Source organism: Streptomyces sp. 891-h (assembly GCF_022760275.1).
In the GTDB taxonomy this organism is placed as follows: domain Bacteria; phylum Actinomycetota; class Actinomycetes; order Streptomycetales; family Streptomycetaceae; genus Streptomyces; species Streptomyces spirodelae.
The window spans coordinates 1,655,734-1,680,935 of sequence record NZ_CP050693.1; the positions used below are offsets into that span (position 1 = coordinate 1,655,734).

General features: G+C 72.3%; 22 protein-coding genes and 1 pseudogene. 17 read left to right on the forward strand and 6 right to left on the reverse strand.

From position 1 onward, the window contains the following. Positions 1-61: 61 nt before the first annotated feature. Positions 62-1,512: pseudogene (locus HC362_RS06975) on the reverse strand (MFS transporter). A gap of 284 nt (positions 1,513-1,796) precedes the next feature. On the opposite strand from HC362_RS06975, the gene HC362_RS06980 reads away from it, so the two are divergent. From HC362_RS06980 to HC362_RS06990, 3 genes are all read left to right on the forward strand, one after another. After that, positions 1,797-2,288: a MarR family winged helix-turn-helix transcriptional regulator gene (locus HC362_RS06980; protein ID WP_243083052.1), complete on the forward strand. Its 492-nt coding sequence runs from the start codon at positions 1,797-1,799 to the stop codon at positions 2,286-2,288. Positions 2,289-2,392: 104 nt separating this feature from the next. Next, the gene (locus HC362_RS06985) at positions 2,393-2,695 is read left to right on the forward strand and encodes an acylphosphatase (protein ID WP_243083053.1); all 303 of its coding nucleotides are present in this window, start codon (positions 2,393-2,395) and stop codon (positions 2,693-2,695) included. Beyond that, positions 2,692-3,465, forward strand: coding sequence for a Mut7-C ubiquitin/RNAse domain-containing protein (locus tag HC362_RS06990; protein WP_243083054.1), 774 nt, complete (start codon positions 2,692-2,694; stop codon positions 3,463-3,465). The genes HC362_RS06985 and HC362_RS06990 overlap by 4 nt, the downstream gene beginning before the upstream one ends. 57 nt (positions 3,466-3,522) lie before the next feature. On the opposite strand, the gene HC362_RS06995 is transcribed toward HC362_RS06990, so the two are convergent. Beyond that, positions 3,523-3,951, reverse strand: coding sequence for a protein phosphatase (locus HC362_RS06995; protein WP_243083055.1), 429 nt, complete (start codon positions 3,949-3,951; stop codon positions 3,523-3,525). A 169-nt stretch (positions 3,952-4,120) separates the two neighbouring features. On the opposite strand from HC362_RS06995, the gene HC362_RS07000 reads away from it, so the two are divergent. Next, the gene (locus tag HC362_RS07000) at positions 4,121-4,654 is read left to right on the forward strand and encodes an SRPBCC family protein (protein WP_243088404.1); all 534 of its coding nucleotides are present in this window, start codon (positions 4,121-4,123) and stop codon (positions 4,652-4,654) included. Between the two features lie 20 nt (positions 4,655-4,674). Here the strand turns inward: HC362_RS07000 and HC362_RS07005 are convergent, their stop codons facing one another. Beyond that, positions 4,675-5,823: an MFS transporter gene (locus HC362_RS07005; RefSeq protein ID WP_243083056.1), complete on the reverse strand. Its 1,149-nt coding sequence runs from the start codon at positions 5,821-5,823 to the stop codon at positions 4,675-4,677. A 286-nt stretch (positions 5,824-6,109) separates the two neighbouring features. Between HC362_RS07005 and HC362_RS07010 the strand changes: the two genes are divergently transcribed. The 12 genes from HC362_RS07010 (at position 6,110) to HC362_RS07070 (ending at position 18,611) form a co-directional block, all read left to right on the forward strand. After that, positions 6,110-7,957, forward strand: coding sequence for an ABC-ATPase domain-containing protein (locus tag HC362_RS07010; protein WP_243083057.1), 1,848 nt, complete (start codon positions 6,110-6,112; stop codon positions 7,955-7,957). Between the two features lie 22 nt (positions 7,958-7,979). Beyond that, a complete protein-coding gene (locus HC362_RS07015) occupies positions 7,980-8,555 on the forward strand; it encodes a GNAT family N-acetyltransferase (RefSeq protein ID WP_243083058.1) in 576 nt (191 codons plus the stop codon). Between the two features lie 596 nt (positions 8,556-9,151). Then, entirely contained in the window at positions 9,152-10,876 is a 1,725-nt protein-coding gene (locus tag HC362_RS07020; RefSeq protein ID WP_243083059.1) for a nitrite/sulfite reductase, read from the forward strand. Continuing rightward, positions 10,873-11,058, forward strand: coding sequence for a hypothetical protein (locus tag HC362_RS07025; RefSeq protein ID WP_243083060.1), 186 nt, complete (start codon positions 10,873-10,875; stop codon positions 11,056-11,058). The genes HC362_RS07020 and HC362_RS07025 overlap by 4 nt, the downstream gene beginning before the upstream one ends. Beyond that, a complete protein-coding gene (locus HC362_RS07030) occupies positions 11,055-11,771 on the forward strand; it encodes a phosphoadenylyl-sulfate reductase (RefSeq protein ID WP_243083061.1) in 717 nt (238 codons plus the stop codon). The genes HC362_RS07025 and HC362_RS07030 overlap by 4 nt, the downstream gene beginning before the upstream one ends. 46 nt (positions 11,772-11,817) lie before the next feature. Further along, positions 11,818-12,360, forward strand: a complete 543-nt coding sequence (cysC, locus tag HC362_RS07035; RefSeq protein WP_243083062.1) for an adenylyl-sulfate kinase — start codon at positions 11,818-11,820, stop codon at positions 12,358-12,360. Then, positions 12,357-13,292, forward strand: coding sequence for a sulfate adenylyltransferase subunit CysD (gene cysD, locus HC362_RS07040; protein WP_243083063.1), 936 nt, complete (start codon positions 12,357-12,359; stop codon positions 13,290-13,292). Before cysC ends, cysD begins: the two co-directional genes overlap by 4 nt. Before the next feature lie 3 nt (positions 13,293-13,295). Continuing rightward, complete coding sequence (locus HC362_RS07045; RefSeq protein ID WP_243083064.1) at positions 13,296-14,648, forward strand: GTP-binding protein; 1,353 nt, start codon at positions 13,296-13,298, stop codon at positions 14,646-14,648. 175 nt (positions 14,649-14,823) lie between these two features. Continuing rightward, a complete protein-coding gene (locus HC362_RS07055) occupies positions 14,824-15,954 on the forward strand; it encodes an ABC transporter substrate-binding protein (protein ID WP_243083066.1) in 1,131 nt (376 codons plus the stop codon). Next, positions 15,951-16,730, forward strand: coding sequence for an ABC transporter ATP-binding protein (locus HC362_RS07060; RefSeq protein ID WP_243083067.1), 780 nt, complete (start codon positions 15,951-15,953; stop codon positions 16,728-16,730). Before HC362_RS07055 ends, HC362_RS07060 begins: the two co-directional genes overlap by 4 nt. Continuing rightward, positions 16,717-17,793, forward strand: coding sequence for an ABC transporter permease (locus HC362_RS07065; RefSeq protein WP_243083068.1), 1,077 nt, complete (start codon positions 16,717-16,719; stop codon positions 17,791-17,793). Before HC362_RS07060 ends, HC362_RS07065 begins: the two co-directional genes overlap by 14 nt. Beyond that, positions 17,793-18,611 (forward strand): sirohydrochlorin chelatase, encoded by an 819-nt coding sequence (locus HC362_RS07070; protein ID WP_243083069.1) that lies wholly within the window; start codon positions 17,793-17,795, stop codon positions 18,609-18,611. Before HC362_RS07065 ends, HC362_RS07070 begins: the two co-directional genes overlap by 1 nt. 224 nt (positions 18,612-18,835) lie before the next feature. Here HC362_RS07070 and HC362_RS07075 read toward each other — a convergent pair whose 3' ends face one another. From HC362_RS07075 to HC362_RS07085, 3 genes are all read right to left on the reverse strand, one after another. After that, positions 18,836-20,059 (reverse strand): S8 family peptidase, encoded by a 1,224-nt coding sequence (locus HC362_RS07075; protein WP_243083070.1) that lies wholly within the window; start codon positions 20,057-20,059, stop codon positions 18,836-18,838. Positions 20,060-20,145: 86 nt separating this feature from the next. Then, positions 20,146-21,384 carry a S8 family peptidase gene (locus tag HC362_RS07080; protein ID WP_243083071.1) on the reverse strand — a complete coding sequence of 413 codons (1,239 nt, stop codon included), beginning with the start codon at positions 21,382-21,384 and terminating at the stop codon, positions 20,146-20,148. Between the two features lie 154 nt (positions 21,385-21,538). After that, positions 21,539-22,882, reverse strand: a complete 1,344-nt coding sequence (locus HC362_RS07085) for an SAV2148 family HEPN domain-containing protein (protein WP_243088405.1) — start codon at positions 22,880-22,882, stop codon at positions 21,539-21,541. A 178-nt stretch (positions 22,883-23,060) separates the two neighbouring features. On the opposite strand from HC362_RS07085, the gene glgX reads away from it, so the two are divergent. After that, the gene (glgX, locus tag HC362_RS07090) at positions 23,061-25,199 is read left to right on the forward strand and encodes a glycogen debranching protein GlgX (protein WP_243083072.1); all 2,139 of its coding nucleotides are present in this window, start codon (positions 23,061-23,063) and stop codon (positions 25,197-25,199) included. Positions 25,200-25,202: the final 3 nt, after the last annotated feature.

Sequence of the window (25,202 nt, forward strand, 5' to 3'; positions counted from 1 at the left end):
TGCGCCTCGGAGGGCGCGGCGTAACGGCTGCGGGGGGGCGTCCTCGGGGTGACCGCGGAGGTCAGCCCGTGGGCTGCCGCTCGGCGGTGGCCGATGTCTGCGCCGCCTCCGCCGTGGCGGTGCCGGTGGCGGCGGCGGTGGTTGCGGTGGCTGCGGGCTTCCGGAGTGCCACGAAGGCGACGGCGAGCGCCACGACGAGCAGCCCCGTCCCGGCGGCGAAAGCCACGTGGTAGCCCCCGGTCAGCGCTGCGGCACGCGAACTGCCCGAGGCCGTCAGCGCTTCGGTGCGGGCGGTGGCCAGGGTGGACAGCGTGGCCACGCCGAGGGCCATACCGATCTGCTGCGTGGTGTTGAACAGCCCGGAGGCCAGCCCCGCGTCGCGTGCGTTCGCGCCGGACATGCCCAGCGCGGTGAGGGCGGGAAGCGCGAGTCCGAAGCCTGCCGCGAGCAGCATCACGGGCAGCAGGTCGGTGCCGTAGTACGCGCGCTCGGGCAGCCGGGTGAGCAGCGCGAGCACGCCGATCAGGAGTCCGAGGCCGGTCAGCAGTACGGCGCGTTCCCCGTACCGTGCGACCAGCCGGGCCGAGACGCCGAGCGAGACGACGCCGATGACGAGCGCTGCCGGCAGCATCGCGAGACCGGTACGCGCGGCGCCGTAGCCCAGCACGCCCTGGAGGTAGAGGGCCACCAGCACCTGGAAGGAGTACAGCGCGGCGACCATCAGCATCTGGACGACGTTCGCGGCGGCGACGGTGCGCGAGCGCAGGATGCGCAGCGGCATCAGCGGCGTACGGGCACGGGCCTGGCGGAGGAAGAAGCCGGCGAGCAGCGCCGCACCGAGCAGCACCGGGAGGAAGGTGTGCGGTGAGCTCCAGCCGTGGCTGGTGGTGTTGATGACTCCGTAGATTCCGGCCATCAGGCCGACGGTGATCAGCAGCGCTCCCCAGGCGTCGGCTCCGGCCCGGAGTCCGAGCCCGCTGTCGGAGGGCAGCGCCGGCAGGGCGAGGGCGAGTACGGCGGCACCGATGGGCAGGTTGATGAAGAAGATCCAGTGCCAGTTGAGCAGGTCGGTGAGGACACCGCCGAGGACCTGGCCGATGGAGGCGCCTGCGGCGCCGGTGAAGCTGAACACGGCTATGGCACGGGCTCTTTCGCCGCGTCCGGGGTAGAGCGTGACGAGGATGCCGAGCCCCACGGCAGCAGCCATGGCGCTGCCGACGCCCTGCAGGAAGCGGGCGGCGAGCAGGACGGCGGGGGTGGTGGCGAACCCGGCCAGCAGTGAGGCCGCGGTGAAGACGCCGGTACCGGCGAGGAACATCCTCCCCCAACCTCCGGCCGGGGGTGCCCCCAGCGGCCGATCAGGTCGCCGAGCCGGCCGGCGAGCAGCAGCAGGCTCCCGAAGGCGATGAGGTAGGCGTTGACGACCCAACTCAGCTGCGAGGGGCTGAAGTCGAGGTCGCGCTGGATGGCCGGCATCGCCACGGTGACGATGGAGCCGTCCAGGATGATCATCAGCGTTCCGGCAGCGATGACGCCGAGGGCGAGACCGCGTGGACGTCGAGTGGTGAGCGCCGATTTCGAGGACTTCGAGGGCTTGGCGGGCTTGGTGGTCTTGGTGGTCTTGGGCGATATGGCAGACATGACGGCCTCTCTGGTCGCACACCCGGCGAACGCGGGTGGAGGCGAGGGGGAGCGAAGCGGAGGTGGAGCGGCGGTGGAGCAGATAGCGAGACCGTAGCAGATAGTTTCGTTGTAGACGATATTTTTCGGATCGAATTTGCCGGTAGGCTGGTCCCATGACCGCCATGACGCCACCGACCCGCACCCAGCCGGACCTCTCCTACCTGCTGGACCACACCAGCCATGTGCTGCGCACCCGGATGGCGGCGGCACTCGCCGAGATCGGGCTCACCGCGCGGATGCACTGCGTGCTCGTCCACGCGCTGGAGCGCGAGTGCAGTCAGAGCGAACTCGCCGAGATCGGCGACATGGACAAGACCACGATGGTCGTGACCGTGGACGCCCTGGAGAAGGCCGGGCTCGCCGAGCGCCGCCCCTCCAGCACCGACCGCCGGGCACGGATCATCGCCGTCACCGAAGAGGGCGCGCGGACGGCCGAGCGCAGCCAGCAGATCGTCGACGAGGTGCACCAACGGGCGCTGGAGGCGCTGCCGGACGGCGACCGGGAGACGTTCCTGCGGCTCCTCGACCATCTGGCCACCGGCCATCTGAGCACCCCGGCCCCCACCCCGGCCCCCGCCCGCCGGGCCCGGCAGCGCAGCCGGTGAAGCGGCGGCAGCACAGGGCCGCGGGTGTGCCCGGCGACGGCGTTCGCGCGACCATGGAGGACGACCATGGCGGGGACCCACCACGCGACGGCTGAGGTGAACTGATGGCTGTGACGTCCAAGCGCGTGATCGTGACGGGACAGGTCCAAGGGGTGTTCTTCCGGGACACCTGCCGGCAGACGGCAGCGGCGCACGGCGTGCACGGCTGGGTGCGCAACCTGCCCGACGGCACCGTGGAAGCCCTCTTCGAGGGAGAGCCGGACGCCGTCGACGCACTGGTGGAATGGGCGCACGAGGGGCCACCGGCAGCCTTCGTCGACGACGTGAGGGTGACCGAGCAGGAGCCGCAGGGGCACGCCACCTTCGAGGTGCGCACCACCGCCCTCTCGCGGGGCCGGGACCGGTGACGGGACCGGAGCACCGCCCGGCTGCGGGCGAGCGGCTCCGGCTCCACGTCCACGTACCCGACGAGCTGCGCTTCTTCCTTCCCACGCGGCTGCGCCGCCGGGCCGGGGAGCCGGAGGGCGTGCACTGCCCGTACGACGGGACGTCCTCGCTGGGGCACGTCGTGCAGTCGCTGGGTGTGCCGCTGACGGAGGTGGCCGGGCTGCGGGCCGACGGCGAGCCCGTCGCCGACTCCCACCGGCCGGCGGACGGCGCCCACATCACGCTGGTTCCGGTGCACCGTCCGCAGCCGCTCCCGCCGTCCGCGCCCTCGCCGCCGCGCTTCGTCCTCGACGTCCACCTGGGGTCACTGGCCAGGCGCCTGCGGCTGCTGGGCGTGGACACCGCCTACCGCAACGACGCGCACGACCCTCAGCTGGTGGAGCAGGCCAATGCCGAGCGGCGCGTCCTGCTGACCCAGGACCGGGGGCTGCTGCGCAGGCGGACCCTGTGGCTGGGCGCTTTCGTGCGCGGCAGCCGGGCCGACGAGCAGACCACCGACGTACTGGAACGGTTCGATCCCCCGCTCGCCCCCTGGACGCGCTGCCCGGCGTGCAACGGCTCGCTGGCAGCCGTCGCCAAGGAGGAGATCGCCGATCAGCTTCCACCCGGCACCCGGCGCACGTACGACACGTTCACGCGCTGTGCCTCATGTGGGCGCCTGTACTGGCCGGGCGCCCACCATGCGCGCTTGACGGCCCGCGTGGACGCGGCGCGGCGCCGGGGCGGCTGAAGCCGATGGGGGGGGGCGCCCCGGCTGCGGATCGCAGACCGCGGATTGGTGCCGCGCCTACCCGAAGCGTGTCACATACCGGCGCTGCCACGGGGTCTCGACCGCGCGGCGCGAGTAGTGCTCACGGACATACCCGACCGCCTCGTCCGGCGGGACGCCGTCGAGCACCGCGAGGCAGGCCAGCGCCGTGCCCGTACGCCCCTGACCGCCGCCGCAGGCGACCTCGACCCGCTCGGTCCCGGCGCGCTCCCACACCTGGCCCAGGGCCTCGCGGGCCTCGGCGCGGTCGCTCGGCAGGCGGAAGTCGGGCCAGCGCAGCCAGCGGGACTCCCAGTCGATGCCGGCCGGTGGGCGGCTCAGCAGGTACAGGCCGAAGTGCGGTGCGGGGCCTGACGGCAGGGGCCGACTCAGCCCCCGCCCACGGACGAGCCGACCGGACGGCAGGCGCAGCACCCCCGGTGCCCCGGGTTCCCAGGTTGCTGACATACCGGGAGCCTAGCGAGCGGCCGGGCCCGGTGCGGGGTGATCGGGAAGAGTCCCGGCTCCCCCGTACGGACCCGCCCCGGGCGCGGGCGCCGGGCCGCGGCGGGAGACTCGGCGGGACGGTCGCGCCCGGCGCCCGGGGCGGCCCGGCCAGGCGGAGGCGGTGCGTGAGATGAGTATGGAGCTGGGGATTCTGGTGGAGCGGGACGGCCTGCCCGCCGTACGGCTGGAGCGCCCGTTCGCCGTGAGCGCGGAAGAGGTGTGGCGCGCGCTGACGGAACCGGACCGGATGGCGGCGTGGTTCCCCTCGCCCACCGTGCACATCGAGCCGATGGTGGGCGGACGCGTCGACTTCGCGGGTGACCCGTACGCGGAGGACCACTCCGGGACCGTCCTGGAGTTCGATCCGCCGCGCCGTCTGGCCTACACCTGGGGTGACGACGAACTCCTCTTCGAGCTCGGCCGCCGCGGCGAGGGGTGTGTGCTCGCCCTGACCGACGTACTCGAGGACCGCGAGGCGGCAGCGCGCAACGCGGCCGGCTGGGACGTGTGCCTGGACGAGCTGTCCGAACTGCTGAACGGCGGGAGCCCGTCCGGCCCGCACGCGGCGGGCTCGGCCAGCGACTGGCAGGCCCGCTACGACGCCTACGTCGCCGCCGGTATGCCGTCGGGCGCGCCGCTGCCGGACGGCGGCGACCCGGGCTGAGCCGCACCGGCGCGGGGCCGTCACCCCCAGCGGCGGGCCACCAGCAGCGTCCAGCAGGTGAGGGCCGCGCACAGGATGCCGCCGGCGGCGAAGACGGTGGCGTGCCGGCCGTCCTGCAGCAGTGAGCTGGTGAGCGCCACCGCGGCGGAGCTGGCCAGTATGGCCGAGGCGGAGAAGAGGGAGGCGGCGCGGGCCCGGGCCGGGGGCGGCAGCAGCCGGGGCAGCCAGGTCTGCAGCGTGGTGTGGAGGTAGCTCCAGGCGGTGCCCAGCAGCGCGGCGCACAGCATCAGGACCGCCGTGCCCGGCACCACAGCGGCCAGCAGCGCACCCGTGACGCCCATCGAGCCACCGGTGGCCAGCAGCCTCCTGGGCCCCCATACCCGTGCGTGCCGGCGCAGTACGAAGGTGCTGGTGAGGACACCGAGGGCGTAGGTGACCAGCACGGCGGTGGTCGAGGTCCGGCTTCCCGCGGTGGCCAGCGCGGGGGCGAGGAGAGCGGGCAGCCCGAGCATGACGGTGCCCTCGGCCGCGCCGAGACCGAGCACGGTGCAGTACGCGGCGCGGGCCCCACGCGCTCCGGCGCGGGGCGGGTCCTGGGCCGCGCGGGCCACCTTTGGAGGGTCGGGCAGCGGGCCGGGCAGGGGGCGGGTGGCCGCACGGATGCGGCAGACGGTGACCGCGGTCAGTACGGCGATGACGGCGAACGCGGGCCGCCAGGAACCGCAGCGCAGCACGGTGTCGGCGAGTACGGGAGAGGCGATCGCGCTCGCCGCCGTCACGGTGGTGAGGGTGGCGAACGCGCGCTGTCTGGCCTGGGCCGGGCTGAGCGACTCGTAGCAGAGGGAGACGGAGGGGGTGACGGTGGCGAAGCCGGCGCCCGCGGCCGTACGCAGCGCGATCCACCAGGCCGGACCCGGGCACAGGGCCGAGCCGACGGAGGCGGCCGCCGCCACCAGCAGCCCGGTGCGCAGGCTGCGGCCGGGTCCGTAGCGGTCCGCGAACCAGCCCCACAGGGGCAGGGCGAGCCCTTGGCCGAGGGAGTAGGCGGCCAGCCCGGTGGTGACGGTGGCGATGTCCGTGTGCCAGGCCGTGGCGAGAGCGGCGAGCAGGGGCGCGGCCAGGTGCCAGTCGGCGTTGCCGAGGGCGGCCGCCCAGCGCAGCGCGGACATGGTGCCCCCTCTCTCGTGGTCGCCACGGTGGTCGGCCGGGGCGAGGTCGGCTCGCCTGCGGCGACCCCACGGAACGAGAGAATATGGGGGTTTTCCCCAAGAAGACGGAGTGTACTGGAATTTGACCCCTTCTGGGGACCCGGGCAGCAGCACGGGCCCGGGGCCGCGCCACAGCGGCCGGACCGCCTCGGCCCGGCCGGGACTGCGTTGCACAGCTGTCGGTTCGGCCCCGTATCGTCGGGTTCCGCGCAACACCCGACCAACGACGGAAAGGCAGGCGAGCGGCGTGCGGGAGCAGTCCTCTGGAGCCGGCGGGCAGCGGCGTGGCGGCGGGCGGCCCTACTCGAGGGGCGGCCACGGAGGACCGCGCGGCGGGCACCGGCCGCGCGGGCACGGCGGCCCGCCGCGCGAGCACCCCGGCCGCTCCGGCTACGACGAGCACCGGCCGCGCGCTGTCCGTACCGGGCTGGCGGCGCAGCTGCGGACGCTGGAGGGTGCGCAGTACGGGCGCTACAAGGGCCTGGTCGGACGCTGGGAGATGCCCGGCGGCCTGCTGCTGGAGCTGGTGCGCGGCCAGTCCGACCCGTACGCGCCGCCCGCCAGGGTCGCCCTCCATGTGCCGGACCGGCTCGCCGCGCTGCCGCCCGAGCTGTGGCGGACCGCGACCCGGCGCCGCGCGCTGTCCTCGTATCTGGCGCGGCAGGCGGCGGCGGCCGTGCGCGGCGAGAAGGCGCTGCGGGTGGACGCGGGCGGCCAGGAGGTGCTGGAGCGCAGCTCGTGCACCGTGAGCGGCGAGGACGGCTCGGTGACCTTGCGGCTGGGCGCCGCGCTGCCGGGACACGGGCGCCGGATCGACGCGCGGGAGGCCGAGCGGCTGCTGTGCCAGGTGCTGCCGCGCGTGGCCGAACAGGCGCTGCGCTACGCGTCGTTGGACGCGGCTGAAGTGCGGCGGTTCGTGGAGACGGTCGAGGACTCGGTGGCGCTGCGGGAGGCGCTGGCAGAGCGCGGCCTGGTGGGGTTCGTCGCCGACGGCGCGGTGCTGCCGCGCCGCAGCGGCGTGGACGACCGGCCGGCCACCGGCAGCGGCGTGGTGCCCTTCACCTCGCCCGAACAGCTGCGGGTGACGGTCGAGCTGCCGCACGCGGGCGCGGTGACCGGCATGGGCGTCCCCGAGGGGGTGAACCTGGTCGTCGGCGGCGGGTTCCACGGCAAGTCCACCCTGCTGCGGGCGCTGGAGACGGGCATCTGGGACCACGTGCCGGGCGACGGGCGCGAACTGGTCGTCTCACGGAGCGAGACGGTGAAGCTGCGGGCCGAGGACGGCCGCCGCGTGGAGCGGGTGGATGTGCACGCCTTCGTCGACCACCTGCCGGACGGCTCGGACACCTCGGACTTCTCCACCCAGAACGCCTCGGGCTCCACTTCGCAGGCCGCTTCGCTGTGCGAGGCCGTGGAGGCCGGTGCGCGGGTGCTGCTGATCGACGAGGACACCGCCGCGACGAACCTGATGATCCGGGACGCCCGGATGCAGGCGCTGGTCGCCAAGGACCGCGAGCCGCTGACCCCGCTGGTGGACACCATCCGCTCGCTCCACCGCGACCACGGCGTCTCGACGGTGCTGGTGATGGGCGGCTCCGGGGACTATCTGGAGGTCGCCGACCGCGTCGTGATGATGGACGCCTACCGCCCCTCGGACGTCACCGAGCGGGCGCGCGAGATCGCGGCGGTGCCCACCGGGCGGCACGCCGAGGCCGAGTCGTTCCCCGGCGTGGTGGCGCGGGTGCCCGACCCCTCGTCGCTCGACGCCGAGGTGCGCGGGCGGCCCCGGATCCGGGCGCGGGGCGAGGACGTGCTCTCCTTCGGCGACCACGAGGTGGACCTGCGCGCCGTCGAGCAGATCGCCGACCCGCGCCAGGTCACCGGAATCGGCCTGGCGCTGGAGCTGATGGTGCGGCGCGGACTGCTGGACGGGCAGCGCACGCTGGCGCAGGCGCTGGACCAGCTGGACGAGCTGCTCGCAGACGGCGCGACGGGGCCGCTTCTCAGTATTCGGGACGAGGATTTCGCCGTACCCCGGCGGTTCGAGACCGCCGCGGCGATCAACCGCGTCCGGGGGCTGCGGATGCTCCGCTGAGGGGGCATGGTTGGGTGGCGTCATGAGCGACACCGTGACCGTGACCACCTGGTATCTGGAGCAGACAGCCCCCGGGCAACTGACACCCGCCCGGGTACCGGATCCGTCCGCCGGGGTCACCGTCCACCGCGCCGAGGTGCCCAGCCCGGAGTTCAGCCGGTTCCTGTACGCCTCCGTCGGCGCGGACAACACCTGGATCGACCGGCTGCCGTGGCCGTACGAGCAGTGGCGGCGCTTCCTGGAGCGCCCGGGGGTCGAGACGTGGGTCGCCTATGTGCGGGGCACCCCGGCCGGTTTCATCGAGCTGGACGGCGCCGCGGAGGCGGGCACGGTGGAGGTCAGCTATTTCGGGCTGCTGCCGGCCTTCCGGGGGCGGGGCATCGGTGGCCACCTGCTCTCGGTCGGGGTCGCCCGCGCCTGGGACCTCGCCGACCGCTGGGAGGGCCACCCGGCGACCGGACTCGTCTGGCTGCACACCTGTTCTCTGGACGGTCGCCACGCGCGGGCCAACTATGAGCGGCGCGGGTTCCGTGTGTACCGCACGGAAACTGGGCAGCAGCCACGGGTAGCCCCGCCGGGCCCCTGGCCGGGTGCGTGAGGGGGTGCCTCTGCCGGTCGTGGCGGGCTGCCGCTCACGTCGTGGCTTGTCGCGCAGTTCCCCGCGCCCCTTACGGGGCCCGGGGAACTGCGCCCCGAAGGGGCGCGGGGAACGGCGCGCTCAGCCCGGCACCCTGCCGCACACGGAAGACGCCACAAGCCCCTCACGGCGGGACGCCGACCGCGGCAACACAAGAGGGCTTCTCATCATGCGAGCGACTTCTGTCCGCCATGCGGACGGCAGTGGACTGAGGTCAGACGCGCGTGCGAGGCTTCCGTCATGTCTCGCGCTGGAATCGCCTTGGTGAGTCGACGTCACGTCGACCTCGTTCGCGTGTCCAGCGCCATCTGTCCGGCGAGCTGACAGTCACAGCACCGCCGTTCTGACACCCCCCTCCTGACGTCCTCCGACGCCGACCAGGTACCGCCGAACCGCAGCCGCCGCCCTCACCGTCGCGGGCGAGCCGCCCGGGACCGGTGCCGAAACCCCTGCGCACGGGCCCTCGAGCCGCTCCCCGTGAGACGGACCCGCCCGGCGCGCCCCGACCGCACCCGCCCGACGTGTGCCCGCGCCCCCTGCCCGAAGGATCTCCCGCCATGGCCGACACCTCCGAGCGCCCCTCCCCCAAGCTCTCCGAGCAGGGGGTGCCTCCAGCCCCCGCCCGCCGCAAGGCGGGACGCCACCGCGGCGAAGGGCAGTGGGCCGCTGGTCACTTCACGCCGCTCAACGGCAACGAGCAGACCAAGAAGGACGACGACGGTCTCAACGTGCGGACACGAATTGAGACGATCTACGCTCATCGCGGTTTCGAGTCCATCGACGGTGCCGACCTGCGCGGCCGGATGCGCTGGTGGGGCCTCTACACCCAGCGCAAGCCGGGCATCAGCGGCGGCAAGACCGCCGTACTGGAGCCGGAGGAGCTGGACGACGAGTTCTTCATGCTGCGCGTCCGCATCGACGGCGGGCGGCTGACCACCGAGCAGCTGCGGGTCATCGGGGACATCTCGCAGGAGTTCGCCCGCGGCACCGCCGACATCACCGACCGGCAGAACGTGCAGTTCCACTGGATCCGCATCGAGGACATGCCGGAGATCTGGCGCCGGCTGGAGGGCGTGGGGCTGTCCACGACCGAGGCCTGCGGCGACACCCCGCGCGTCATCCTCGGCTCCCCCGTCGCCGGTATCGCGGCCGACGAGATCATCGACGGCACCCCGGCCATCGAGGAGATCAACCGCCGCGTCGTCGGCAATCCCGCGTACTCGAACCTGCCCCGCAAGTTCAAGACGGCCGTCTCCGGCTCGCCGCTGCTGGACGTCGCCCACGAGATCAACGACGTGGCGTTCGTCGGCGTGGTGCACCCCGAGCACGGCCCCGGATTCGACGTGTGGGTCGGCGGCGCTCTCTCGACCAACCCCAAGCTCGGCGTCCGGCTGGGCGCCTGGGTGCCGGTCGAGGAGGTCGCCGACGTCCACGAGGGCGTCACCGGCATCTTCCGCGACTACGGCTACCGGCGGCTGCGCAACCGCGCCCGGCTGAAGTTCCTGGTCGCCGACTGGGGGCCGGTCAAGTTCCGGCAGGTGCTGGAGGACGAGTACCTGGGCCGCAAGATGACCGACGGCCCGGCTCCCGAGCAGCCGGCCCAGCAGTGGCGCGACCACATCGGCGTGCACGAGCAGAAGGACGGCCGCTACTACGTCGGCTTCGCGCCGCGGGTGGGCCGGGTCGACGGTACGACGCTCAGCAAGATCGCCGATCTGGCGGAGGCACACGGTTCCGGGCGGGTGCGCACCACCGTCGAGCAGAAGATGCTGGTGCTCGACGTAGAGCAGGACCAGGTGGAGTCGCTGCGCGAGGGCCTGGAGGCGCTCGACCTGACGACCCGGCCGTCCGTCTTCCGGCGCGGCACGATGGCGTGCACGGGCATCGAGTTCTGCAAGCTGGCCATCGTGGAGACCAAGGGCCGCGGGTCCTGGCTGATCGACGAACTGGAGCGCAGGCTCCCCGACTTCGACCAGCCCGTCACCATCAACCTCAACGGCTGCCCGAACTCCTGCGCCCGTATCCAGGTCGCGGACATCGGACTCAAGGGCCAGCTGGTCACCGACGCCTCGGGGAACCAGGTCGAGGGCTACCAGGTGCACCTCGGCGGCTCGCTGGGCATGGAGCCCGGCTTCGGCCGCAAGGTGCGCGGGCTGAAGGTGACCGCCGAAGAGCTTCCCGACTACATCGAACGTGTGCTGCGCGCCTTCCAGGCGCAGCGCGAGGACGGCGAACGGTTCGCCCAGTGGGCGGCGCGCGCGGCTGAGAGTGATCTCAAATGAGTGAGAGGGCCGCGCCGTTCTACTGCCCGTACTGCGGTGACGAGGATCTGCGCCCCAGTGAGGAAGGCCCCGGGGCGTGGGAGTGCGTCGCCTGCAACCGGGCGTTCCGGCTGAAGTTCCTCGGGCTGCTGGCCTCCGGGCTGCGGTCGGCACACTCCGACGGAGAGGACCCCACCTCATGAGCACCGCGCACATAACGGAGCAGCGCTCTCCCGAAGAGCTGCGGTCGCTGGCCGAGCAGGCGGGCCGGGACTTCGAGGAGGCCGACGCGCTCGAGGTGCTGCGCTGGGCCGCCGAGACCTTCGGACACCGGTTCTGCGTCACCTCCTCCATGGAGGACGCCGTGGTCGCCCACCTGGCCTCCCGTGTCTTCCCGGGCGTACGCGTGGTCTTCCTGGACACCGGCTACCACTTCCCGGAGACCATCGGCACCCGGGACGCCGTCGAGGCCGTGATGGACGTGGAGGTCATCACCCTCACGCCCCGCCGGACGGTCGCCGAGCAGGACGCCGAGTACGGCCCCAGGCTGCACGACCGCGACCCCGACCTGTGCTGCGCGATGCGCAAGGTGCAGCCGCTGGAGGAGGGGCTGCGCGGGTACGACGCATGGGCCACGGGGCTGCGCCGCGAGGAGTCCCCGACCCGGGCGAACACCCCGGTGGTCGGCTGGGACGAGAAGCGGCAGAAGGTCAAGGTCTCCCCCATCGCCCGCTGGACCCAGCAGGACGTGGAGGGCTACATCGCCGAGCACGGCGTACTGACCAACCCGCTGCTGTCCGACGGCTACGCCTCCATCGGCTGCGCCCCCTGCACCCGCCGCGTGCTGGCGGGTGAGGACGTACGCGCCGGGCGCTGGGCCGGTAGCGGCAAGACCGAGTGCGGGCTGCACACATGACGGGCAGAACTGTGCCAACCGGCGGCAATTCGACCAGGGGAGACCGATGAGCGAGGCACGCGGCGCCACCGTGTGGCTGACCGGCCTGCCGAGTGCGGGCAAGACGACGATCGCCACTGCCCTCGCCGAGCAGCTGCGCGGCGAGGGACGCCGGACCGAGGTCCTGGACGGCGACGAGATCCGCACCTTCCTCTCCGCGGGCCTCGGCTTCTCCCGTACCGACCGGGACACCAATGTGCAGCGCATCGGCTTCGTCTCCGAGCTGCTGGCCTCGCACGGGGTGATCGTGCTGGTACCGGTCATCGCCCCGTACGCGGACAGCCGGGAGGCGGTGCGCAAGCGCCATATGGCCGAGGGCACGCCGTATCTGGAGATCCATGTGGCCACGCCGGTCGAGGTGTGCTCACAGCGCGATGTGAAGGGCCTCTACGCGAAGCAGGCCGCCGGTGAACTGAGTGGGCTGACGGGTGTCGACGACCCCTACGAGGAGCCGGCCGACCCGGATCTGCGCCTCGAGACACACGGGCGCGACGTGGCCGAATCCGCCACGGCGCTGCACACCTTGCTGAAGGAGAGGGGACTGCTATGACCACGGCGGTGACCGCACCGGAGGAGACCGACAACCCCTTCGCGCTGACCCACCTGGACGCGCTGGAGTCGGAGGCGGTGCACATCTTCCGCGAGGTCGCGGGCGAGTTCGAGCGCCCGGTGATCCTCTTCTCCGGCGGCAAGGACTCCATCGTCATGCTGCACCTGGCGCTGAAGGCGTTCGCCCCTGCGCCGCTGCCCTTCGGGCTGCTGCACGTGGACACCGGGCACAACTTCCCCGAGGTGCTGCGCTTCCGGGACGAGACGGTGGCCGAGCACGGGCTGCGGCTGTACGTCGCCTCGGTGCAGCAGTACATCGACAACGGCACGCTGCGCGAGCGGCCCGACGGGACCCGCAACCCGCTGCAGACGCTGCCGCTCCTGGAGGCCATCAACGAGCACCGCTTCGACGCGGTCTTCGGCGGCGGGCGCCGGGACGAGGAGAAGGCGCGCGCCAAGGAGCGGGTCTTCTCGCTGCGGGACGAGTTCGGCGGCTGGGACCCGCGCCGGCAGCGCCCCGAGCTGTGGCAGCTCTACAACGGCCGGCACGCCCCCGGCGAGCATGTGCGGGTCTTCCCGCTCTCCAACTGGACCGAGCTGGATGTGTGGCAGTACATCGCGCGGGAGAAGATCGAACTCCCCTCGATCTACTACGCGCACGAGCGGGAGGTCTTCTCCCGCTCCGGGATGTGGCTGGCACCCGGCGAGTGGGGCGGCCCCAAGGACGGCGAGCGGGTCGAGAAGCGCCTGGTGCGCTACCGCACCGTCGGCGACATGTCCTGCACCGGCGCCGTCGACTCGGACGCGGACACCGTGGAGAAGGTGATCGCCGAGATCGCCGCCTCCCGGCTGACCGAGCGCGGCGCCACCCGCGCCGACGACAAGCTCTCCGAGGCCGCGATGGAAGACCGCAAGCGGGAAGGCTACTTCTAGACGATGAGCACCACAGCCGACACAGCCCTCGCCGCCGAAGCGCTGGCGGCCACCTCGCTGCTGCGGTTCGCCACCGCCGGAAGCGTCGACGACGGCAAGTCCACCCTGGTGGGCCGCCTGCTGCACGACTCCAAGTCGGTGCTGACCGACCAGCTGGAGGCCGTCTCACGGGCCTCGCAGGCGCGCGGCCAGGAGGCACCCGACCTGGCGCTTCTCACCGACGGACTGCGCGCCGAGCGCGAGCAGGGCATCACCATCGATGTGGCGTACCGCTACTTCGCCACGCCCAGGCGGCGGTTCATCCTCGCGGACACCCCGGGGCATGTGCAGTACACCCGGAACATGGTCACCGGCGCCTCCACCGCCGAACTGGCCGTCGTGCTGGTGGACGCCCGCAACGGGGTGGTCGAGCAGACCCGTCGGCACGCCGCCGTGGCCGCGCTGCTGCGCGTCCCGCACGTGGTGCTGGCCGTCAACAAGATGGACCTGGTGGACTACGCCGAGGACGTCTTCGCCACGATCGCGGACGAGTTCTCCGGCTACGCCACCTCGCTGGGCGTGCCCGAGGTGACCGCCATCCCGATCTCCGCGCTGGAGGGCGACAATGTGGTCACCCCCTCCGCGCACATGGACTGGTACAGCGGGCCGACCGTGCTGGAGCACCTGGAGACGGTCCCGGTCACCCACGACCCGACCGACGACCCGGCGCGCTTCCCCGTCCAGTACGTCATCCGACCGCAGACCCCCGACCACCCCGACTACCGGGGCTACGCAGGCCAGTTGGCCTCCGGAGTGCTGCGCGTCGGCGACCGCGTCACCGTGCACCCGTCGGGCCGCTCCAGCACCATCGAGGCGATCGACGCGCTGGGCCAGTCGGTGGACGTCGCCTGGGCGCCGCAGTCGGTCACCATCCGGCTCGCCGACGACCTGGACATCTCGCGCGGTGACCTGATCGCACCCGCGGAGGCGACGCTGCGGCCCAGCCAGGACCTGACCGCGACCGTCTGCCATCTGCACGACAGGCCGCTCAAGCCCGGCGACCGGGTGCTGCTCAAGCACACCACCCGCACCGTCAAGGCCATCGTCAAGGAGATCCCCACCCGGCTGACCCTGGCCGACCTCTCGCACCACCCGGCGCCCGGCGAGCTGGCCGCCAACGACATCGGCCGCGTCGTGCTGCGCACCGCCGAGGCGCTGCCCGTCGACCCGTACGCGAGCTCCCGGCGCACCGGCTCCTTCCTGCTGATCGACCCCGCCGACGGCTCCACGCTGACGGCCGGCATGGCCGGTGAGGCGTTCGCCGGCGCACAGGTGGCGGCAGCCGAGGCGCCCGAAGACGACGGCTGGGACTTCTAGGCCCATGGGCATCCCAGGAGAGGTCTTCTCGACCTTCGACCAGACCGGTGGCCGCATCGGCAGCGGCGCACGCGGCAGCGGCCAGGGCGGAGTGGGGCGATGCCGGCGGTGACGAGCGTGCGTCCGTACGCCCTTCCCGTCCGCGCCCCCTTCCGCTCCCGAGAGGACCCCTCCCATGCCCCCTGTCCGCCCTGTGAGGTCACGCCACGCTCGGCGTGCCCTCACCGCCCTGGTGGCTCTTCCGGTGCTGCTGGCCGCCGCCGGCTGCGGCTACGGCTCCAAGGCCGTGGAGAGCGGCGACCCGAAGCCCGTGGGCGGCAAGAAGGTCGACGGGCTCGACGAGGTGAAGGTCGGCTACTTCCCCAACGTCACCCACGCCACGCCCCTGGTCGGGCTGCGCTCCGGCGGCCTGATCCCGAAGGAGCTGGGCGGCACCAGGCTCAGGACCCAGGTCTTCAACGCGGGCCCCTCCGCGATCGAGGCGCTCAACGCCAAGGCCGTGGACATGGCCTGGGTGGGCCCCTCGCCCTCCGTCAACGGATACGTCAAGTCCAAGGGCAGGAACCTGCGCATCGTCGGGGGCGCGACCTCCGGCGGGGTCTCGCTCGTCGTGGACCCGAAGAAGGTCACGTCGCTCGCGGACCTCAAGGGCAAGAAGATCGCCACCCCGCAGCTGGGCAACACCCAGGACGTCGCCCTGCTGCACTACCTCAAGGGCAAGGGCATCGAGGTCGACCCCGAGACGGGCGAGGGTGAGACCTCGGTACTGCGGCAGGACAACAAGGAGATCCCCACCACCTTCCAGCAGGGCGGCGTCGACGGCGCATGGGTGCCCGAGCCGACCGCCTCCAAGCTCCGGAGCGAGGGCGGAAAGACCCTGCTGGACGAGAAGAAGCTGTGGAAGGGCGGAAAGTTCGTCACCACCAACCTGGTGGTGCGCCAGGACTTCCTCGACGAGCACCCGGACGCGGTCCAGGCGGTGCTGCGCGGCTCCGTCAAGACCAACGCGTGGATCCGCAAGCACCCCGAACCGGCCAAGAAGTACATCAACGACGCGCTCCAGCGGGACGCGGGCAAGCGGCTGCCGGACAAGGTGCTCGACGCGGCGTTCGCCCGGATCGACGTCACGGACGACCCGCTGGCCGCGACGCTGCGCGAACAGGCGGACCACGCGGCCTCGGTGGGTCTGCTGGAGAACGCGGACCTGGCGGGGATCTACGACCTCGACCCGCTGAACCGGGTCCTCAGAAGCGAGGGCCGCCCCGCTGTGACCGATGCCGGGCTGGGCCGGGACGAGAGCCCATGACCACTACAGGAGGTGAACCGGTGACCGTCACCACGCCCATCCGCGCCGCCACCCGTATCGCGGGTGTCTCCAAGACGTTCGGCAAGCAGCATGTGCTGGACGACATCACCCTCGATGTCGCCGACGGCGAGTTCGTCACGCTGCTGGGCGCCTCGGGCTGCGGCAAGAGCACCCTGCTCAACCTCGTGGCCGGACTCGACACCCCCACCTCGGGCACCGTGGAGGTGCCCGGCGGCCGCCCGGCGCTGATGTTCCAGGAGCACGCGCTGTTCCCCTGGCTGACCGCGGGCAAGAACATCGAACTGGCCCTCAAGCTGCGCGGCATGCCCAAGGCGGACCGCCCGGCCGAGGCCGAGCGGCTGCTGGAGCTCGTACGGCTCAAGGGCGCGTACCGCAAGCGGGTGCACGAGCTGTCCGGCGGGATGCGGCAGCGCGTGGCGCTCGCCCGCGCGCTGGCCCAGGACAGCAAGCTGCTGCTGATGGACGAGCCGTTCGCGGCACTGGACGCCATCACCCGGGACGTCCTGCACGAGGAACTGACCCGCATCTGGTCGGAGACGAACGTCGCCGTCCTGTTCGTCACGCACAACGTCCGGGAGGCCGTCCGCCTGGCCCAGCGCGTGGTGCTGCTCTCCTCCCGGCCCGGGCGGATCGCCCGCGAGTGGGAGGTCGGCATTCCGCACCCGCGCCGGATCGAGGACGCGGACGTGGCCGGGCTGTCCGTCGAGATCACCGAACAGCTCCGGGGGGAGATCCGCCGTCATGGCCAGCACTGAGACACAGCCGCAGACCGAGGGTGCCGAGGGCACCCGGCACACCGGGAACGCGGTCACGACCGCCGAGGGGTCGGCGGTCACGACCGCCGAGGGGTCGTCCGCGGCCGCGCGGACCGCGACCGGCGAGACCGCCGCCGCACAGACAGCCGCCGAACGGACAGCCGCCCCCCGGACCGCAGTCGGGGCCGGGCCGAAGAGCGCCGAGGAGGCGGGCGGCGATCTGGCGGGGCTCGAAGCGGGGCTCGACGCGCTCGACACCCGCACCACCGACCGCACCCCGCTGCCGGTGCTGCTGCGGCGCAAGGCGCTGCCCCCGCTGGTGGCCGTCGTCCTCGTACTGGGCCTGTGGCAGGCGGCGTTCGCACTGCACCTGAAGCCGGACTACCAGCTGCCGAGCCCGCTGATGGTGTGGGACGCGCTGGCCGAGGAGTGGTACAAGGGCACGATTCTCGGCGTCATCTGGCAGAGCGTCTCGCGCGGCGCGCTGGGCTTCGCGGTTGCGCTGCTGGTCGGTACGCCGCTGGGGCTCCTGGTGGCCAGGGTGCGGCCGGTGCGCGCCGCCATCGGGCCGATCCTGTCCGGGCTGCAGTCCCTGCCGTCGGTGGCGTGGGTGCCCGCCGCGATCATCTGGTTCGGGCTGACGGACGCGACGATCTACGCCGTGGTGCTCCTCGGCGCCGTACCCTCGATCGCCAACGGGCTGGTCGCGGGCGTCGACCGGATCGACCCGCTCCACCTGCGTGCCGGAAAGGTGCTCGGTGCCACCGGACTGCGCGGCATACGGCACGTCCTGCTGCCCGCCGCGCTGCCGGGCTACATCTCCGGGCTCAAGCAGGGCTGGGCGTTCTCCTGGCGCTCCCTGATGGCGGCCGAACTCATCGCCACCTCGCCGGAACTGGGCGTAGGACTGGGCAGGCTGCTGGAGACCGGACGCTCCTACCAGGACATGCCGCTGGTGCTCGGTGCCATCCTGCTGATCCTGCTGGTCGGCATCGGTATCGAACTGCTCATCTTCGCACCCGTGGAGCGGCGGGTGCTCCGCCACCGGGGGCTGCTGCGCTGATGGTCCACGCGCCACTGATCACCGCTCCCGGAGGGGTGCCCGCCGCTCCAGGAGGGCCGCCCGCGCTGCTGCTGGTCGCGCACGGCAGCCGCGACCCCCGGCACGCCGCGACGGTCACCGCGCTCACGGCGCGGGTGCGGCGGCTGCTGCCGGGCGTCCGGGTGGAGGCGGGCTACCTGGACTTCGACGTACCGTCGGTGCACGGAGCGCTGGGACGGCTGTACGCGGCGGGCGTGCGCGAGGTCGTCGCCGTCCCGCTGCTCCTCACCCGGGCCTTCCACGCCAAGACCGACATCCCCGCGGTGCTGGCCGAGGCGACCTCCGCGCTGCCGGACCTGGCCGTCCGGCAGGCCGAGGTGCTGGGCCCGCACCCCCTGCTGACCGCCGCCCTGGAGCGGCGACTGCGCGCGGCCGGGCTGACGCCCGGTGCCGCGCCCACGACCGGCGTCGTCCTGGCGTCCGCCGGTTCCTCCGACCCGGAGGCGAGCGCAGTGATCGCTGAAATCGCGCGGGAGTGGCGGCGTACCACCGGTTGGTGTGCCGTGCGGCCTGCGTTCGCCTCCGCTGCTCAACCCCGTACGGCGGACGCCGTACGGGCCCTGCGCGCCGACGGCTGCCACCGCGTGGCCGTCGCCCCCTACGTCCTGGCCCCCGGCCGCCTCCCCGACCGCATCGCGGCCGGGGCTCGCGAGTCCGGCGCCGACATCCTGGCCCCCGTACTGGGCGCAGCACCGGAGATGGCCCGGGTGGTCGCGGAGCGCTATACCGCTGTCGCTGGGGGCTCTTTCTTCGGGGGGCGCTCTGCCGTCGCGGCGTGACGAGGCTGCCCCTGCCCGATCGTTGCGGACTGCGGGCACGTCGTGGCTTGTCGCGCAGTTCCCCGCGCCCCTTCGGGGCGCGGGGAACTGCGCTGCCGGCTCTTGCGGCCCGCGAAGAAGCCCGCCGTGCCCCGTGGGGGAAGGGCACGGCGGGCCTGTGGTGCGCTTACCCGGAAATCCGGGGTTACGCACGGGCGGGGGTCAGAAATGACCGTGAATGAACGTCACTTGACCACGCGGAGCAGTTTGTTGGGGGTGCCCTTGGCGGGGTTGGCGATCGCGCCGGGGGTCGCGCCCTTGGTGAGAGCGGAGGCCACATCGGCGGGGGTGGCGTTCCGGTGGCCGCTCAGGTAGAGGGCCGCGGCGCCTGCCACATGCGGGGAAGCCATGGAGGTTCCGGACATCGTGGCGGTGCCGCGGTCGCTCTTGTTGCTCGCGGAGACGATGTTCACGCCGGGCGCGTAAAGGTCCACACGCTTGCCGTAGTTGGAGAAGGACACCTGCCGGTCCCTGCGGTCACTGGCGGCGACGGTGAGCGCCGTGCTGACCCGTGCCGGTGAGGAGGCGGAGGCGTCGGCGCTCTCGTTGCCCGCCGAGACGGCGTAGCTGACGCCCGAGGCGATGGAGCGCTTGACGGCGGCGTCCAGCGCCGCGTCCTTGCCGCCGCCGAGGCTCATATTGGCGACCGAGGGACCCTTGTGGTGCTTGGTGACCCAGTCGACGCCCGCAACGGCGAGCGCGGTGGTGCCGGTGCCCTCGTCGTCGAGCACGCGTACGGCCACGATCTTCGCCTTCTTGGCGACTCCGTAGGTGGTGCCCGCGATGGTGCCGGCGACGTGGGTGCCGTGGCCGTTGCCGTCCTGGGCCGTGCTGTCCTTGTCCACGGCGTCGTAGCCGTAGGAGGCCCGGCCGCCGAACTCGCGGTGGCTGATGCGTACGCCGGTGTCGATGACGTACGCGGTCACGCCCTTGCCGGCGGCGGCCGGGTAGGTGTATTCCCGGTCGAGCTTGTTCGTCTTCTGGTCGATGCGGTCCAGCCCCCAGGAGGGCGGGTTGGTCTGGGTGCCCGTGGTGGTGATCCGCTGGTTCTGGTAGACCTGCGCGACCTTGTCGTCGGCGGCGAGCCTGCGCGCCTCCTGGGCCGACATGCCGGTGGCGTTGAAGCCGTTGACGGCCGAGTCGTAGGTGCGGCTGACCTTTCCGCCGTACTCCTCGGCGAGGTCCTCGCCCGCGCTCCCGGCCCGGAGCGAGCCGCCGGTGCCGCCCTTGAGCAGGACGATGTAGCTGCCCTTGACCGCGTCCTCTGAGTGGGCGCCGACGACGGTGCCCTCGGCCGGTGCCGCGTCCGCCGGGAGGGTGAGGAGCGTCGCGCCGCCCGCGACGGCGAGTGCCGCGCCGATCGCGAGTGAGATCCGGCGCTTGGTGTGACGGGCCACGTGGGTTGCCATGGGCGGGGTACCTCTTCTGGTGGGTTGTGGGGGGATCCGGGTGCGTGCGTGCGGCCGGGAGCGGTTTGCTCCCGGCCGCACGGACGTCACCTGGGGACGCGCAGCAGCTTGTTGGGCGTGCTGGTGCCCGGGTTGGCGATGGCGCCCTTGGTGGCGCCGTCGGTCAGCGCCTTGGCGACCTGCGCCGGGGTGGCTGTCTTGTGCTTGCTCAGGTAGAGCGCGGCGGCGCCCGAGACGTGCGGGGCTGCCATGGAGGTGCCCCACATGGTCCGTGCGGCGGTGTTGCTCTTGTTGCTGGCCGAGACGATGTCCACGCCGGGTGCGTAAAGGTCGACGACCTTCCCGTAGTTGGAGAAGCTCCCCCGCCGGTCCTTCTGGTCGCTCGCCGCGACCGTGATGGCCTGGGTCACCCGGGCGGGGGAGGCGGCGGAGGCGTTGCCGCTGTCGTTGCCCGCCGAGGCGACGACGGTGATCTTCGCGGCGACGGCTCTCTTGACGGCCTCGTCCAGCGCGTAGTCCTTGAAGCCGCCGACGCTCATATTGGCCACCGCGGGGCCGCCCTTGGCCTTGTGGTGCCTGATCATCCAGTCGATGCCGGCGACGGCGTCGGCCGTGCTGCCCCGGTTGTCGTTGCCGAGGATGCGCACGGCGACGATCTTCGCCTTCTTGGCGATGCCGTACTTGGTGCCCGCGATGGTGCCCGCGACGTGTGTGCCGTGGTTGGCGCCGTCCTGCGCGGTCTTGTCGTTGTCCACGATGTCGCGGCCGTTGGCGGCGCGGCCCCCGAAGTCCTGGTGGCTGACGCGCACTCCGCTGTCGATGACGTAGGCCGTCACGCCCGAGCCCGCGCTGCCCGGGTAGGTGTACTTCTTGTTGAGGGACTTCGACGCCTGGTCGACCCGGTCCTGGCCCCAGGAGGGCGGCCGGGTCTGGGTGGCGTGCGCGGTGATCTCGCGGGCCTGGACGACCTTCGCCACCTTGTCGTCCGCCGCCAGCCGCCGCGCCTCCTGGGGGCTGAGCCCCTTGGCGGAGTAGCCGTTGAGCGCGGCGTGGTAGGTGTGCTCGACCTTGCCGCCGTACTCCTCGGTGAGGTCATCGGCCTCGGTGGCGGCCCTGACGCCGGTGCCCTTGGCGGGGTCGCCCTTGAGCAGCACGATGTAGTCGCCCTTGACCGCGCCCTTCGCGCCGGCGCCGAGGACGGTGCCTTCGGCGGGTGAGGCCCCGGCGGGGAGCGTCAGCAGTGTCGCGCCCGCCGCGACGGCGACTGCGGCGCCGATGGCGAGGGATATCCGGCGTTTGGTGTGGCGTGCCCCGTGTTGTGCCATGCCGAGGGAGTCCTCCGAAGTGTGCGGTCGAACGATCCGTCGATGGATCGTTCGAAACCCTGTCGGATTGCTCCCTGTGGCTCAAGTGACTTGGGGGACTGTGACAGACACGACACAGTACGGCCGCGGCCCTCGCCGGTGCCCGTCCGGGCACCTACGACACCGGCCGCGAGTCCCCCCAGAACGCCTCGAACTCCTCCCGGTACGCGGGAAAGAGGGCAGCCTCCCCCTCGTCGCGTACCGCCGACGGCACCGTACGGCCGGGCCCGCGCAGCACCAGAACGGGGGTTTCCATACCCCGCGCGCCGCGCAGATACGACTGCACCACGGCGAGGCCGTCGGGCCCGTCCCCGTCGACCATGTACGCCGTGAACCGGGGAGTCTCGTCGAAGACGTGGATCTCGAAAGCCCCCTGGTCCCGCAGCCGGGCGCGCACCCGTCGCATATGGAGGATGTTGGTCTCCACCGAGCGGGCCAGCTCGCCCTTCTTCAGGCCCAGTTCGCGCTCCCGCCGCTTCACCGCGCTGCTCGCCGGGTTGAGGAACAGCAGACGCACCCGGCAGCCCGCCTCGGCGAGCCGCACCAGACGGCGCCCGCTGTAGTTCTGCACCAGCAGATTCAGCCCGATCCCGATGGCGTCCAGCCGACGCGCCCCGCCGAACAGATCCTCGGCCGGCAGCTGCCGCTGGAGCCGCACCCGGTCGCCGTGCACGCCGACCACATCGGCGAACCGGTCCCCGACCAGCTCCTCGACCGCGTCGACCGGCAGCCGCCCGGCAGCCGCCGCACCCTCGGGCGCGGCCCCCAGCAGCTCCAGCAGGCGCCGGCACATCCGCTCGGCCTGTGCCAGGACCGTCTCGGACAGCGCGCGATTTCGCGCCACCGCGCTGCGCGCCACCTCCAGCTCGTCCAGCGCCAGTTCCACCTCGCGCCGCTCGTCGAAGTACGGCTCGAAACACGGCCAGTGCTGCACCATCAGCTCACGGAGCTGCGGCAGCGTCAGGAAGGAGATCAGGGTGTCGTCGGCCGGGTCGAGAAGGTAGCCCTTGCGGCGGCTGACCTCGCGTACGGCCACGGCCCGCTGGACCCACTCCTGACCGGCGGGACCGGCTGCGGCGATCACCCATTCCTCGCCGTGCACCGGTTCGTAGATCGGCCGCAGTACGGCGGCGACGACAGCGCGCATCCGCTGCTCGACGAGATTCAGCCACACATAGGCCCGCCCCGCGCGCTGCGCCCTGGTGCGCACCTCGGCCCAGTCGTCCTCGCCCCAGCCCACGTCGGCGCCGATCTCCATGGGGCGGGCCAGCGGAACGGCGCCCGGCTGCGGCCCGACCTCCCCCAGCCCTCGTCCTGGCGGCCCCGGCAGACCCGGCCCGCCCGCCGGATCGTCCGCCGTTCCGGGCTCCGATGCGGCACCACCGCCGTCCGGTCCCTCACCGCCTTCGCCTGGGGGGAGTTCAAACCCTCCCGCGCCCAACTGCGCACCGCCTTCCACGCCCGGTCTCGGCCCCCGCTGTTCGATCAAGGAAGACTACTGCGGCTGCCTTGGGGGTGCATCCGGAACCCCTGGCAACTTCCGGTGCCCGTACGGGTGGACGGGGGAAGATGACGACAGGGACCACCGCGCCCGCCGCGGTGCCGTACCGACACGTCGATGGGGAAGAGACACTCCTATGCAGGTCTGGCCGGGACACGCGTACCCCCTGGGCGCCAACTACGACGGCGCCGGCACCAACTTCGCCGTCTTCTCCGAGGCGGCCGAGCGCGTCGAGGTGTGCTTGCTGCACGAGGACGGCTCGGAGACCGCCGTCGAGCTGCGCGAGTCGGACGGTTTCGTCCGCCACGCCTACCTGCCCGGGGTGCTGCCCGGACAGCGCTACGGCTTCCGCGCGCACGGCCCCTACGCGCCCGGGACCGGCCGCCGCTGCAACAGCGCCAAACTCCTGCTCGACCCGTACGCGAAGGCCATCAGCGGCTCCGTCGACTGGAACGAGGCCGTCTTCGGCTACCACTTCGACGATCCGGAGCGGCGCAACGACCTGGACTCGGCACCGCACACCATGACCTCCGTGGTGATCAACCCCTACTTCGACTGGGGCGACGACCGGCCGCCGCGCACCGACTACCACCGCACGGTCCTCTACGAGGCACACGTCAAGGGCCTCACCATGCTGCACCCCCAGCTGCCCGACGAACTGCGCGGCACCTACGCGGCACTGGCGCACCCGGCCGTCATCCGGCACCTGAGCGAGCTGGGGGTGACCGCGCTGGAGCTGATGCCGGTGCACCAATCGGTCACCGACCACCGCCTCGCCGAGGCGGGAATGACCAACTACTGGGGCTACAACACCATCGGATTCTTCGCCCCGCACAACACCTACGCCTCCTGGGGCGAGCGCGGGCAGCAGGTCCAGGAGTTCAAACACGCCGTACGGGCCCTGCACGAGGCAGGCATCGAGGTCATCCTCGACGTCGTCTACAACCACACGGCGGAAGGCAACCACCTCGGCCCCACGCTCTCCTTCCGCGGACTGGACAATGCCTCGTACTACCGCCTCGCGGACGACCCGCGCTACTACACGGACACGACGGGCACGGGTAATTCACTCCTGATGCGCAGCCCCCACGTCCTCCAGCTCATCATGGACTCGCTGCGCTACTGGGTGCTCGACATGCACGTGGACGGCTTCCGCTTCGACCTGGCCGCCACCCTGGCGCGCCAGTTCCACGAGGTGGACCGGCTCTCGTCCTTCTTCGACCTGGTGCAGCAGGACCCCGTCGTCAGCCAGGTGAAGCTGATCGCCGAGCCGTGGGACCTGGGCGAGGGCGGCTACCAGGTGGGCAACTTTCCGCCACTGTGGACGGAGTGGAACGGGCGCTACCGCGACACCGTGCGCGACCTGTGGCGCGGCCGCCCGCGCGCGATGGCCGAGTTCGGCTTCCGGCTCACCGGCTCCTCCGACCTGTACCAGGACGACGGGCGCCGCCCGCTCGCCTCCATAAACTTCGTCACCTGCCACGACGGCTTCACCCTGCACGACCTCGTCTCCTACGACGACAAGCACAACGAGGCCAACGGCGAGGACAACCGGGACGGCGAGAGCTACAACAGGTCGTGGAACTGCGGCGTCGAAGGCCCCACGGACGACGCGGCTGTGGTGGAACTGCGGCGCAGACAGAAGCGGAACTTCATCGCCACGCTGATGCTGTCCCAGGGGGTGCCGATGCTCAGCCACGGTGACGAGTTCGGCCGCACCCAACAGGGCAACAACAACGCCTACTGCCAGGACGGGCCGCTCGCCTGGGTGCGGTGGCCGGGCGACGGCGCACCCGCCGACTGGTCCGGCGCACCCGACCAGGCGCTGTACGACTTCGTACGCGCCATGGTGTGGCTGCGCCGTGACCACCCCGTCTTCCGCCGCCGCCGCTTCTTCCACGGGCGGCCCATGGAAGGCACCCACGACGAGCTCTCCGACATCGCCTGGTTCACCCCCGAGGGCGCCGGGATGACGCAGCGCGACTGGCAGGCCGAGCACACCCGCTCCCTGACCGTCTTCCTCAACGGCAACGCCATCTCCGAGCCCGGCGAGCGGGGGGAGCGCATCACCGACGACTCGTTCCTGCTGCTGTTCAACACCCACGACGAGCCGCTGGACTTCGTCATCCCCGTCAACCACGGCAGGGAGTGGGAGGTCATCGTCGACACGGCGCAGGAGGAAACCCCCACAAGGGGTGGGGGTCCCAAGGTGGCAGCGGGCGAGCCGCTGCGCCTGGAGTCCCGCAGCATGGCGGTGCTGCAACGTCCGGTGTGAGGG